General features: G+C 58.9%; 14 protein-coding genes and 1 pseudogene. 6 read left to right on the top strand and 9 right to left on the bottom strand.

The window, feature by feature from the left end; translation table 11 throughout:
• Positions 1 to 243, bottom strand: a 243-nt coding sequence (locus HLUSI_RS0101660) for a VOC family protein (protein ID WP_016832311.1), incomplete at its 3' end; no start/stop codon positions are given.
• A 159-nt stretch (positions 244 to 402) separates the two neighbouring features.
• Entirely contained in the window at positions 403 to 1,200 is a 798-nt protein-coding gene (locus tag HLUSI_RS0101665) for an inositol monophosphatase family protein (RefSeq protein WP_029362996.1), read from the bottom strand.
• 207 nt (positions 1,201 to 1,407) lie between these two features.
• Here HLUSI_RS0101665 and HLUSI_RS0101670 point away from each other — a divergent pair, with 207 nt between their 5' ends.
• Complete coding sequence (locus tag HLUSI_RS0101670) at positions 1,408 to 2,181, top strand: RNA methyltransferase (protein WP_016832313.1); 774 nt, start codon at positions 1,408 to 1,410, stop codon at positions 2,179 to 2,181.
• Positions 2,178 to 2,902: pseudogene (locus HLUSI_RS26490) on the top strand (pseudouridine synthase). Before HLUSI_RS0101670 ends, HLUSI_RS26490 begins: the two are co-directional and overlap by 4 nt.
• A gap of 77 nt (positions 2,903 to 2,979) precedes the next feature.
• Here HLUSI_RS26490 and hslO read toward each other — a convergent pair.
• Together hslO and HLUSI_RS0101685 are read right to left on the bottom strand one after the other, a co-directional pair.
• On the bottom strand, positions 2,980 to 3,912 hold the full coding sequence (gene hslO, locus HLUSI_RS0101680; RefSeq protein WP_029362997.1) for an Hsp33 family molecular chaperone HslO: 933 nt from the start codon (positions 3,910 to 3,912) through the stop codon (positions 2,980 to 2,982).
• An 87-nt stretch (positions 3,913 to 3,999) separates the two neighbouring features.
• A complete protein-coding gene (locus HLUSI_RS0101685) occupies positions 4,000 to 4,524 on the bottom strand; it encodes a gamma carbonic anhydrase family protein (protein ID WP_016832316.1) in 525 nt (174 codons plus the stop codon).
• A 95-nt stretch (positions 4,525 to 4,619) separates the two neighbouring features.
• Between HLUSI_RS0101685 and HLUSI_RS0101690 the strand changes: the two genes are divergently transcribed.
• Together HLUSI_RS0101690 and HLUSI_RS0101695 are read left to right on the top strand one after the other, a co-directional pair.
• A complete protein-coding gene (locus HLUSI_RS0101690; protein ID WP_016832317.1) occupies positions 4,620 to 5,462 on the top strand; it encodes a ferritin-like domain-containing protein in 843 nt (280 codons plus the stop codon).
• A gap of 136 nt (positions 5,463 to 5,598) precedes the next feature.
• Positions 5,599 to 5,922, top strand: coding sequence for a hypothetical protein (locus tag HLUSI_RS0101695; RefSeq protein WP_016832318.1), 324 nt, complete (start codon positions 5,599 to 5,601; stop codon positions 5,920 to 5,922).
• A 58-nt stretch (positions 5,923 to 5,980) separates the two neighbouring features.
• Here HLUSI_RS0101695 and HLUSI_RS0101700 read toward each other — a convergent pair whose 3' ends face one another.
• From HLUSI_RS0101700 to HLUSI_RS0101720, 5 genes are all read right to left on the bottom strand, one after another.
• Positions 5,981 to 6,913, bottom strand: coding sequence for an esterase/lipase family protein (locus tag HLUSI_RS0101700; protein ID WP_016832319.1), 933 nt, complete (start codon positions 6,911 to 6,913; stop codon positions 5,981 to 5,983).
• Between the two features lie 75 nt (positions 6,914 to 6,988).
• Positions 6,989 to 7,522 carry an RDD family protein gene (locus tag HLUSI_RS0101705; RefSeq protein ID WP_414086188.1) on the bottom strand — a complete coding sequence of 178 codons (534 nt, stop codon included), beginning with the start codon at positions 7,520 to 7,522 and terminating at the stop codon, positions 6,989 to 6,991.
• A 218-nt stretch (positions 7,523 to 7,740) separates the two neighbouring features.
• Positions 7,741 to 8,406: a DUF3106 domain-containing protein gene (locus tag HLUSI_RS0101710; protein WP_020372325.1), complete on the bottom strand. Its 666-nt coding sequence runs from the start codon at positions 8,404 to 8,406 to the stop codon at positions 7,741 to 7,743.
• 24 nt (positions 8,407 to 8,430) lie between these two features.
• Entirely contained in the window at positions 8,431 to 8,841 is a 411-nt protein-coding gene (locus HLUSI_RS0101715; protein ID WP_016832324.1) for a DUF3619 family protein, read from the bottom strand.
• Positions 8,838 to 9,407, bottom strand: a complete 570-nt coding sequence (locus tag HLUSI_RS0101720) for an RNA polymerase sigma factor (RefSeq protein WP_016832325.1) — start codon at positions 9,405 to 9,407, stop codon at positions 8,838 to 8,840. The genes HLUSI_RS0101715 and HLUSI_RS0101720 overlap by 4 nt, the downstream gene beginning before the upstream one ends.
• Positions 9,408 to 9,933: 526 nt before the next feature.
• Between HLUSI_RS0101720 and HLUSI_RS0101725 the strand changes: the two genes are divergently transcribed.
• A complete protein-coding gene (locus HLUSI_RS0101725; RefSeq protein WP_016832326.1) occupies positions 9,934 to 11,652 on the top strand; it encodes an acetolactate synthase 3 catalytic subunit in 1,719 nt (572 codons plus the stop codon).
• Positions 11,652 to 12,143, top strand: coding sequence for an acetolactate synthase small subunit (gene ilvN, locus HLUSI_RS0101730; RefSeq protein ID WP_016832327.1), 492 nt, complete (start codon positions 11,652 to 11,654; stop codon positions 12,141 to 12,143). Before HLUSI_RS0101725 ends, ilvN begins: the two co-directional genes overlap by 1 nt.
• The last annotated feature ends 86 nt before the right edge of the window (positions 12,144 to 12,229 follow it).

Raw genomic sequence — 12,229 nt, forward strand, 5'->3', positions numbered from 1 at the left:
GCCGGCGCCGCCGAGCGTCTTGGGGCAATGGATGCCCATTTCGATGAATTCGTCGGCGAGCATGACGCGGGCGTTGCCGATCTGGATTTCGGCGTGCCAGATTTTATTGTGGGGACCGTCGATGCGCATGACTTCGGTGGCATCGAAGGCTTTTTTGTAAAACGTGATGGCGCTGGCGGTGTCGGAGACGATCAGGTACGGCGTGACGCTGCTGTAGCCTTCGGGAATGGAATTGACTGCCATGCTCGTCTCCTTGGGTGGCAGGGAAGCGTGGCAAATCGACTGAATCGACTGAATCGTGGCGCTTCCCTGGCGTGACTTGGTGACTGCTCCGGCTCTCCGGCCGGATCGTGATGCCTGTGCTGCTGGTGCTGCTTGCAACGCAGAACTGAAGCCTGAATCTTATGCGAATTCCGACAGCAAATTGACTTGCTGGGAGAAAATCTTCGGATTGCCGGCCAGGACGTCGCCCTTGTACAGGTAATCCGCTTCACCCTTGAAGGTGCCGACGATGCCGCCGGCTTCCGTCACCAGCAGCGAGCCGGCGGCGATGTCCCAGGGCTTCAGGCCTTTTTCGAAGAAACCGTCGAGACGGCCGGCGGCGACATAGGCCAGGTCCAGCGCAGCGGCGCCCGGACGACGCAGGCCGGCGCAGCTTTCGGTCATGATCTTGAACATTTTCATGTATTCATTCAGGCCGTCCATGTCGCGGAACGGGAAGCCGGTGCCGATCAGGCCGTCGGCGATCTTGTCGCGCTTGCTGACGCGGATGCGCTTTTCGTTCAGGTAGGCGCCGGCACCCTTGGAGGCGGTGAACAGGTCGTTGCGGGTAGGGTCGTAGACCACCGCTTGCGTGATCTGGCCGCGCTGTTGCAGCGCGATCGAGACGCAGTATTGCGGGAAGCCGTGGATGAAGTTGGTGGTGCCGTCGAGTGGATCGATGATCCAGACGTTTTCATTTTCGTCGTGCAGGTTGGCCGATGGGCCGGACTCTTCCGCCAGGATGGCGTGGTCGGGATACGCGGTCTTCAGGACCTCAATGATGGCATCTTCCGCCGCCTTGTCGACTTCGGTGACGAAGTCGTTGTGTTGCTTCTTGGTGACCTTGAGCAGCGAGACGTCGAACGACGCGCGATTGATGACGGCGGCACCGCGGCGAGCGGCCTTGATGGCCGTATTGAGCATTGGGGGGATAAGCATCCTGAGGGTTCCGTTAAAATGGCGTCTTCGCCGCCCGGTTCGCTACCCGGCGGAAATTTGCACAACTATGAGATTAATGAGCGATGCACTGTCCGAAAATTGCCGGTTTGTCATCAAACCGGCATTGCCCGGCGTGTTCCGGATCGTTTTTGATCCCTTACAGCCCGGCTTACGATGTTTCCTGACGTGCGAATACCGCTATTTTAAATGAACACGCCCAAAATCGATAATTCTGTTTTCAAGCGCCTGCGTTTCGTGTTGGTGGAAACCAGCAGTCCAGGCAATATCGGCGCGGCTGCCCGCGCCATCAAGACCATGGGGTTCGGCGAGTTGGTGCTGGTCAATCCGCGCTTTCCCAATGCGGTCCAGGAGGACGCAGCCATAGCCTTCGCCAGCGGCGCGCAGGACGTGCTGTCCGGCGCGCGCATCGTGACCAGCATCGAGGAGGCATTGCAGGATTGCAATTTCGCCGCCGCCATCAGTGCCCGCCTGCGCGAGTTTTCGCCGCCGGTGGTGTCGCCGCGCACGATTGCGGAGCAAATTGCCGGCGATGTCGGACTGAACGCCGCGCTGATCTTCGGCAACGAGCGTTTCGGCCTGCCCAACGAGCTGGTGCAGCAATGCAACGTGCTGATCAACATTCCGGCCAATCCCGATTATTCCTCGCTCAATCTGGCGCAGGCGGTGCAAGTGCTGGCCTACGAATGCCGCATGGCCGAACTGGGCGACCGCAAGCAGGCCACCGACATCGGCTTCCAGGGTGAGATGGCTGGCGTGGCGGAGATCGAGGGCATGTTCCGCCATCTGGAAGAAGCGCTGGTGGCGATCGAATTCCTCAAGCCCGACAGTCCCAAAAAATTGATGCCGCGCCTCAAGCGCCTGTTTGCGCGCACGCAACTGGAAACCGAAGAGGTCAATATCCTGCGCGGCATCGCTCGCCAGATATTGACGCCCAAACAAGACAGAAAGCCCAAGCAATGAGCAAGTTGACCCTGGATCGCATCCTCCAGTCGCAAGGTTTCGGATCGCGCAAGTATTGCCGTTCGCTGATCGAAGACGGCGAAGTCGCCATCAATGGCGAAGTCGTCGGTTCGTCGACGACTATCGTTTCGCACCCGATACCGAAGGATTGGCGTTCACGCTGTTCGACGAAGAATGGGTCTATCGCGAACACGTCTACATTGCCCTGAACAAGCCCGCCAATTTCGAATGTTCGCGCAAGCCCAGCCACCATCCGGGCGTGCTGACGATTTTGCCGGAACAGTTTTCGTGGCGCGACGTGCAGCCGGTCGGCCGCCTCGACCACGACACCACCGGTTTGCTGCTGATGTCGGACGACGGCGCGTTCATCCATGCGCAATCGTCGCCCAAGCGCCATGTGCCGAAAGTCTACGCGGCCACCACGCACGATGCCGTGACGGATGAACTGATCGCGCAATTGCTGGGCGGCGTGCAGTTGCACGACGAACCGGCGCCGCTGGCGGCGGTGACTTGCCGCAAGCTCGACGCACACCTGCTGGAGATCGTGCTGGAGCAGGGTAAATACCATCAGGTCAAGCGCATGCTGGCGGCCGCCGGCAACCATTGCAGCGCCTTGCGTCGCACCGCCATCGGCGGTTTGCAGCTGGATGCGCTGGAGCTGGAAGAGGGCGAGTGGTGTTATCTCGATGCAGAGCAGTTGGGTTTGCTGGTTCCGGCCTGAAGCTGCAATTCACTCCACAAAGAAAATGGCCGCGGTTGGAATCCAGCGGCGGCCATTTTTGCGTGCAGAGATGAATCTCAGTGACGCGTATCGGTCTGCGGTACGGCGTCTGCCGGTGTTTCAGTGCGGAAGATCTGCGCACAATCAACCGCGTCGAACTCGTAATGCAATCCGCAGAAATCGCAATCGACGCTGAGCTTTTCCTGTGTCGAAAGTGCATCTTCGACTTCCGCCTGGCCGAGCATCTTGAGCATGTTGCCAACCTTCTCGCGTGAGCAGGTGCAGTGGAATTCCGGATGCGCAGGATCGAAGACGCGGATGGTTTCTTCCCAGAACAGGCGATGCATCAGCGTCTCGATGTCGGTGCTCAGCAGTTCTTCCGCGCGCAGCGTGTTGCCCAGCATCGACAGGCGATTCCAGGTTTCCAGCTCTTCCTCGGGCGCGGCTTTGCCGACGTCCTTGCCGCCGTGGTTCGGCAGCTTTTGCAGCAACAGGCCGCGCGCCACCTTGTCGTCGGCGGCGAGCCACAGCTTGGTGTCGAGCTGCTCGGAGCGCAGCATGTAGTTTTCGATGACGGTGGCGACGGTGTCGCCGTCCAGCGGCACGATGCCCTGGTAAGCCTGTTGGCCCGGCATCTTGTCCTTGGGATCGAGCGTGATGGCGAAACGGCCTTCGCCGTTGGCGTTGACCAGTTGCGTCAGCGTGGCGTCGTCGGCCACTTCGGCGTCTTCCACCAGCTTGGCGGTGGCGCGCAGGCGCAGCTCGGAGTCGCACTCGACCACCAGCAGGCGGACCGGACCGTCGCCGTGGATCTGCATGACGACCATGCCGTTGAACTTGAGGTTGGCCGTCAGCAGCGCCGCCGCCGACAGCATCTGGCCGAGCAGCGCCTTGACCGCAACCGGATAGTCGCGACGCGCCAGCACCTGTTGCCAGGTCGACGAAATCTCCACCAGTTCTCCGCGAACCGGTGCGTTTTCCACCATGAATTTTTGCAGCGTATCTTTCATTGTTTCTTTCTTGTTGCTCACTGACTGACGAGAGGCGTCATGCGGCCGCATCGTGCAGTTGTGCTGTTGCCTTGCTTCGAGGGCGCTTCAGGCGATGCGCTTGAGACTGGTTTTGAATAATTGTGCGCGTTCGACATAACTGTCGGTGCCGGCGCGCATGCGGGCGATATCTTCTTCGCTCAGGGTGCGCACGGCCTTGGCCGGCGAACCGATGATCAGCGAATTCTCCGGAAATTCCTTGCCTTCGGTGACCAGCGCGCCGGCCCCGACCAGGCTGTTCTTGCCGATCCTGGCGCCGTTGAGCACGATAGCCTGGATGCCGATCAGGGCGCCTTCGCCGATGGTGCAGCCATGCAGCATGGCCTGGTGGCCAACCGTCACGTTCTTGCCGATGTGCATCGGATAGCCGACGTCGGTGTGCAATACTGCGCCTTCCTGGACGTTGCTGTTTTCACCGATGGTGATCAATTCATTGTCGCCGCGGATACTGACGTTGAACCACACGCTGGCGTGCTCTTCGAGCTTGACCTTGCCGACTACCACGGCCGACTCGGCCACCCAGGCGGTTTCCGCGATTTCCGGCGTGTTTTCTTCCAACTTGTAAATTGCCATAATAAAATTGTCTCCTCGGTTATTCGGGAACACAGACATCCATATTGGGACAAACCGTGTTCCATCAACCCGCCATTTTACCGCTGCTGACATAAATGATCGTGAATCCCTCTCAGAACCCCCATTTTCCTGACGACAAGTTTTCTGTCCTGAGCGAATTGCGCCGCGCCGCGCTGCGTTGGCTGGTCCACACCGACAGCGCGGCCAAGGCGGCCGGCGTGCGCGCCATGTCGCAGGCATGGCATGCGGGTGAGCTGACGTTGGACCGTGACGTTGCGTTGTTTACCGATGCTCCTGTGCCGGGAAGGCCGGCGCATCCCGAGCTGGTGTCGCCGTTGCTGGTGAAGTCGCGTTCGATGCGTACCGACGAGGGGCGCGCGGCGATGATCCATGCGCTGGCGCACATCGAATTCAATGCCATCAACCTGGCGCTTGACGTGATCTGGCGTTTCCCGGACATGCCTGAGGCGTTCTACGTCGACTGGCTCAAGGTGGCCGACGAAGAGGCTTACCACTTCTCGTTGCTGGAAGCGCATTTGCAGGTGCTCGGTTACGCCTATGGCGATTTCACCGCGCATAACAGCCTGTGGGACATGGCAGAGAAAACCAAAGACGACATTCTTGCCCGCATTGCACTGGTGCCGCGTACGATGGAAGCGCGCGGCCTCGACGCCGCACCGCCGGTGCGCAACAAGCTGGCGCAGGCCGGCGACCATGCGGCAGCGGCCATCCTCGACATCATCATGCGCGACGAAATCGGTCACGTGGCCATCGGCAATCGCTGGTACGGCTGGTTGTGCGGGCAGCGCGGACTTGATCCGATTGCGACGTTTGCGCGCCTGACGGTCGAATTCAAGGCGCCGGCGATGCGCGGGCCGTTCAACATGGAAGCGCGTCGCGCAGCAGGATTTACCGAGGCTGAACTTGCCTTGATGTAAGGCGAAGGCAGTCTGGAGATAGTGTTATTTCGGCGGGGAATTATTACCGTTTTTACGTTTTGGATACCGCGCTGTCCCTTCACCATGTTATCGTGCGGCAGGATGTTTTTCCGCTGTTTTCTTGTGAGAGGATGCTATGAAATTGATCAAAGTAATCGGCGCTGCGTTGGCGATCGGCGCGGTGGGACTGGCGATCTCCGCCTGCCAGAAGAAAGAGGAAACGCCGGGGCCGGCAGAAACCATGGGCAAGCAGATCGACAGTGCGGTGAAGAACGCCGGCGATCAGGCTGCTGTCGTGGCTGACAAGGCGCAGGAGAAGGCTGCAGAAGCCGGCCAGAAGCTGGACAAGGCCGTCGACGACATGAAGGAAGGCGCCAAGGACCTGACTCAGAAAGCCGGTGAAAAGATGGAAGCCGCAGGCCAGAAAATACAGGACACTGCGAAAGAAGCGCAGAAGTGACTCCGCGCTTGAATTGCGCTTGCATCACCGAAACCCGCATGTTGCCATGCGGGTTTTTTTATATCCCCGCCTTATGGATTTCTGCGACGACGCGCGCCTGAATGGTCGGGTTCAGCGCCAGCGCAACATGGCCGATGCCGCTGATGGGGACGTTTTCGGCGCCGGGCAAGTGTGAGGAAATTTGCGGCGAGACGATATTGTCGTGATGCGAATAGATGGAGAGGATGATGGCGCGCGTGGCCGGTTCTTCGGTGGCGGCGAGCTTTTGCAGCCACTCGCTGCTGGTGCCTTCTTCGGCGCGGCCGAGCCAGTTCATTTCGCCGCAGTTGATGCCGATGCCGAAGTTGGCGATGGTGGTGCCGTGATGCGGCGTTCCCAGCGTGATGACCTTGGCGATGTTGGCGCAACCGTGGTCGCGCAGGTAAGCACGCGCCGCCAGCCCGCCCATGCTGTGGGCGACGATGACGATCTTGTCCTGGCCGCTTTCGGTCACCAGCCGCTGCACCGCTTCGTGGACCAGCGGCGCATAACCGTCGATGCTGCCGAACACCGGCTCCATGTCGACCGCGTAATGCGTGATGTGGGCTTCTTCCAGCGCCTTGCTCATCCAGTGCCAATAGCCGCTGTTGCAGCCGTAGCCGTGGATCAGCAGCACCGGCAATGAAGTGGTGTCGGTATAGATGCGCTTGTCGAAACGCTGAAACGGCATGCCCCACGAAGAGCACACCATGGTCGCGCAATATTCGCCGGCAAACAGCCGGAAGATGCCGGGCCAAGTGAGTTCAGGCGTGTGCGCCGACTTGGCGCGGTTGGGCCAGGTCAGGAAAAAGCTGTTGGCCGTGATCGAAGCGCGGAACAGCCCGACCATCGCCAGGCTGAGGACGACCGCGAGCGGAACGTTGGTGACATGCAGCTTGACGAGCAGAAGATAGAACAGGGCGGCCACGCCGAATTGGGTCAGCAGCAGGGTTCGGGCAATGCGGGCGATCATGCAGCGACGGCCTCTTGATTTTGGTCGAAAGAACTAGCGTAACAGGATTGCATGACCGTTTTATTGCAGCGCAGCTTATTGTTTCTTTTTGGACGGATTCAAATCCACGATCCGCGTGCCGGCCAGGCGATCGTGCAGAAACTGGCGTTGCGGATCAGTGTAGATCAGCGCAGCCCAGACCACGACATTGACAGCGGGAATCCATATCAGCATCCAGCCCTTGGCGCCCAACGCCCATGCCAGCGCCAGTCCCGGCAGGAACCACAGCCAACTGAGCAGGAAGCGCAGCAGCGCGCGCCATGCTTTCACGGGCGCGCCGTCCTTGCCGGCCAGGCGAATGCGCCAGGTTTTCATCGCCAGCGTCTGGCCGCCATGGCTCCAGAACCAGATGAAGTACAGGCCGAGGATGACGAACAGCCAGCTTTCCAGCGCATGGCGCAGGTAGAGCGCGTGGCGTTGTTCAAGGACGGTCGAGAAGATCCAGGTCGAGATGAACACCACGCCGAACAGCAGCATGGATTCGTACACCATGCTGCACAGGCGGCGGCGCAGGGACGGTGTGGGCAGAGCGGATGGGGTTGCTGTTGCAGACGTGGATGCGGAACTCAAGGCGGTCTCTTCTCTTGGTGGTGGCAAGTATTTTCGGTCGGGGTCGCGCGCGGGCAAGTGTGTGCCGGGAAGCATGATACGCGAACTGTGGGGGAGTCAGGGCAAACTGACATGCCCGCAGCCACGCAAAAACGCCATGTCGGGGCGTATGCGCGACATGGCGTTTTCGTTTTCCTGAATCTTGCCGAGAGGCGCGAGCCCCGGATGCTTCGGATACCTTACTTGACCTCGGTCTGCGTCGCGGTTGTCGGTGTCACCACTGTCGGTGTCACCATTGTCGGCGGCGGCACCAGCGTCTGCTCCAGCGCCTCAGGAGGCAACTGGATTGTCGGCGCAGCCTTGGCCGGAGTCGGCGGCAGGGCGGCAACATGCTTGGGCAGCTTGGCTTGCGACAGTTTTTTCTTTTGCTCGTCCGACAACTGTTGGTATTCCTTCCACTGCGCGGACTTCTGGTCGGCGTCCAGCTTCTTGGCGCGGGTATAGCTTTCGCGCACCGAGCGGCGCTGCATCGGCGTCAGCTTGACCCAGTCGCGCATGCGATTCTGCATGCGCTCCTGTTCGGCAGGGCTCATGGCGGCAAACTTGTTGCCGATGACCAGCCATTTTTCTTTGCTGCTGAACTCCATCTTCTTCCATTCGCCGGCCAGCGGCGCCAGTGCATGCTGTTGCACCGGAGTCAGTTCACTCCAGGTCGGCTTGGAATCCGGTTTCTTGGTGATCTTCGAAGGCGTGGTCAGCGCAGTAGCCGAAGCCGGCTGCTGCGTTGCCGCCGTGGTGTTCGGGCCTTGCGCATGCACTGCTTTGCACGTCAGGACGGACAGGCCGGTCAGTGCGACGACTGCGGCAACGGTAAAGCCCAGAATGTTGCGTGCGGCGGTGCTCATGGAAGTCCGGGTGCCTGCCATCAATTATTCGCCTTGCTGCGCCAGATAAGCATTGAAACCGTGATCGAGATAAGCCGACAGCGGCAGTTCATCCGACAGCACGCCGGCGTCGATTTCGGCCAGGGCGCTGATGCGCTGCTGATGTTCGTGTTCATACAAGCCGGCAAACAGCATCACGCCGGCCAGCAGCGGGATGGCGACGCCAAGGCGACCCAGCCAGGAGAACGACGAGGAGGGCGTGAAGTTGCCGCCCATGGCGCCGGCCAGGGCAAATTGCGACGCCGCGACGCGAACCGGTGCGGTCGTTTTTTTGCGGGCAAGTGCCACGCGACGGGCTTCCGCCAGGCTTTGTGTGGTCGATTCGGGCAGGTGTTCCAGATTGGCGTCCAGCGCACGCTTTACCCGGTAAGCAAATTGTAGTTCTTTGTTGTTCATAAAGTGATTCCTTTGGCCCTGAGAGCTTGAGCCAGGGCGTGTGTTGCGCGAGAACAATGAGTTTTGACGCTGCCCTCTGAGCATCCCATCGCGGCAGCTGTCTCGGCGACATCCATGTCTTGCCAGTAACGCATGAGGAAGGCTTCCCGTTGACGGGTTGGAAGTTTTTGTACTTCGGCGTCGATCAAGGCGAGCGTTTGTTCGCGTTCAACCTTGTCTGCGCTGGATTCCGAGGCCTGGGTGCCTTCTTCGGCTTCATAGCTTTCGAGCAGGTCGAAGTCTTCCTGGTTCTCGCTGTCGCGGCCAATGCTGGAAAACAGGCTGACCCAGGTGGTGCGTACTTTTTCCCGGCGGAAAAAGTCATGGATGGTGTTTTGCAGGATGCGCTGGAACAGCAGGGGAAGTTCGTTGGCCGGCTTGTCGCCGTACTTCTCGGCCAGCTTGATCATCGCATCCTGGACAATATCGAGCGCCACTTCATCCTTGCGCACGGCGTAGACAGCCTGCTTGAAGGCGCGGCGTTCGACATTTTCGAGAAAATCGGAGAGTTCTTTGTCAGTTGCCATGCAATACGGCTTGTCGATGTAGCGCCGGGAATAGATGAATCGGATGCAGTTCCGACATGTTGGTGGAATGTACGGATTTGTAACAGAGCGCATGCTAGCAAAAAAGCCCTTGTTTGTGGTGGTGTTTATCGGAAAAGCACAATTACAGGGCGGTTTTGCGAGCTGCTGCACTAAATTCGCTTGACCAAAATGATGCGACGCATTAACGTGTCAGTCCGCTTCATCAACATGAAGTTCTATGGTCTTTACCGTTGCTACGCATAATGTAGCGATTGTCAAAGACGCGCTTTATTTAAAAAGCTGTTTGTTCTAACCCGCGCCACAAGCGCGAGAAATTCGTAACGTTGTACTTGCACCAAGGCTGAACGAGTCGCGCTGAGCGGCATTTTGAATCTCACTACGGTTGAGATGCAGAAATGACGTGACCGCACAAAGAAGGGATGCCGCAGGAAGCAGGTCGATCAGTGCGATTTCGCCAGGAGAGAACATCCGATCAATCTCCAATGGACCTTGAAAGGAAGTAGTAATGAGTGCAGAAAACCTCACCGGTGCGGAGATACTCGTCCGTTGCCTGGCTGAAGAGGGCGTTGAGCACGTCTTCGGCTATCCTGGTGGCGCCGTGCTTTACATCTACGACGCTATCTTCAAGCAAGACAAATTCCAACATATTCTGGTACGCCACGAGCAGGCTGCGGTGCATGCAGCGGATGCCTATTCGCGCAGTTCCGAAAAAGTCGGCGTCTGCATCGTGACCTCCGGTCCCGGCGTCACCAATGCGGTGACCGGCCTGGCGACCGCGTACATGGATTCGATCCCGATGATCGTGATTTCCGGCCAGGTGCCTTCGACCGCCATCGGTCAGGACGCCTTCCAGGAATGCGACACCGTCGGCATCACACGTCCCTGCGTCAAGCACAACTTCCTCGTGAAGGATGTGAAAGACCTCGCAGAGACGATGAAAAAAGCTTTCTATATCGCCACCACCGGCCGTCCGGGCCCGGTGCTGGTCGATATTCCGAAGGATATCTCGATGCACACCTGTGCCTACGAGTATCCGAAAACCGTCGAAATGCGTTCGTACAAGCCGGTCGACAAAGGCCATTCCGGTCAGATCCGCAAGGCGTTGCAACTGCTGCTGACAGCGGAACGTCCGATGATCTATACCGGCGGCGGCGTGATTCTCGCGAATGCCGCTCCCGAGCTCAACAAGCTGGTGGATCGCCTCGGTTTCCCTTGCACCAATACGCTCATGGGCCTGGGCGCTTACCGCTCGACCAGCGACAAGTTCGTCGGCATGCCGGGCATGCACGGTACCTACGAAGCCAACATGGCGATGCAGCACAGCGATGTGATGATCGCCATCGGCGCGCGCTTCGATGACCGCGTGATCGGTAATCCGAAGCACTTCGCCTCCAACGCGCGCAAGATCATCCATATCGACATCGATCCGTCGTCGATTTCCAAGCGCGTCAAGGTCGACATTCCTATCGTCGGCAACGTCAAGGACGTGCTGCAGGAATTGCTGACCCAGCTGGATGCCGCCGAAACCAAGCCGAACGCGCCTGCGCTGGCCAACTGGTGGAAGCAGATCAACAAGTGGCGCGAGCGCGACTGCCTGAAGTTCGCAACCTCGGACGAGTTCATCAAGCCGCAGGCGGTGATCAAGAACGTCTGGGACATCACCAAGGGCGATGCCTTCATCACCTCCGACGTCGGCCAGCATCAGATGTGGGCCGCGCAGTATTACGGTTTCGACAAGCCGCGCCGCTGGATCAATTCCGGCGGCCTGGGCACCATGGGCGTCGGTCTGCCATACGCCATGGGCGTGCAGAAGGCCAATCCCGATGCGACCGTCGCCTGCATCACCGGCGAAGCGTCGATCCAGATGTGCATTCAGGAACTCGCGACCTGCAAGCAATACCACCTGACGCCAAAAATCATTCTGCTGAACAACCGTTTCCTCGGTATGGTTCGCCAGTGGCAACAAATCGATTACGGTTCGCGCTACTCCGAGTCGTACATGGATTCCTTGCCCGATTTCACCAAGCTGGCCGAGTCCTATGGCCACGTCGGCATGAAGATCGAAAAGCCGGGCGATGTGGACGGTGCGCTCAAAGAAGCGTTCGGCATGAAAGACAAGCTGGTCTTCATGAACTTCATTACGGATCAAACCGAAAACGTCTGGCCAATGGTCAAGGCAGGTAAGGGTTTGACTGAAATGCTCTTGGGTTCGGAGGATCTGTAATGCGCCATATTGTTTCTGTACTGCTGGAAAACGAAGCCGGCGCATTGTCCCGTGTCGTCGGTCTGTTCTCCGCACGCGGCTACAACATCGAAACGCTCACCGTTGCACCCACCGAAGATTCGACCCTGTCGCGCATGACCATCGTGACCAGCGGCTCGGACGACGTGATTGAACAAATCACCAAACACCTGAACCGCCTGATCGAGGTGGTGAAGGTCGTGGATCTGACTGAAGGCGCGCATATCGAGCGCGAACTGATGTTGATCAAGGTACGTGCCGTGGGCAAGGAGCGTGAAGAAATGAAGCGCACTGCGGACATCTTCCGCGGTCGCATCATTGATGTCACCGAAAAGACCTACACCATCGAATTGACAGGCAACAAGGGCAAGCTGGACGCGTTTATCGACTCGATCGACCGTGCGGCGATTCTTGAGACTGTGCGTACCGGCGGCTCCGGCATCGGCCGCGGCGAACGGATTCTCAAGGTCTGAGACACGACCATCGTTGGTAACTCTGTAGATATTCAATCATCCATATTTTAAAAATCAACAATGCCGGCGTCGCCAAGACCTTCCCC

The sequence above is a fragment of the Herbaspirillum lusitanum P6-12 genome, from assembly GCF_000256565.1.
GTDB lineage: Bacteria > Pseudomonadota > Gammaproteobacteria > Burkholderiales > Burkholderiaceae_D > Herbaspirillum > Herbaspirillum lusitanum.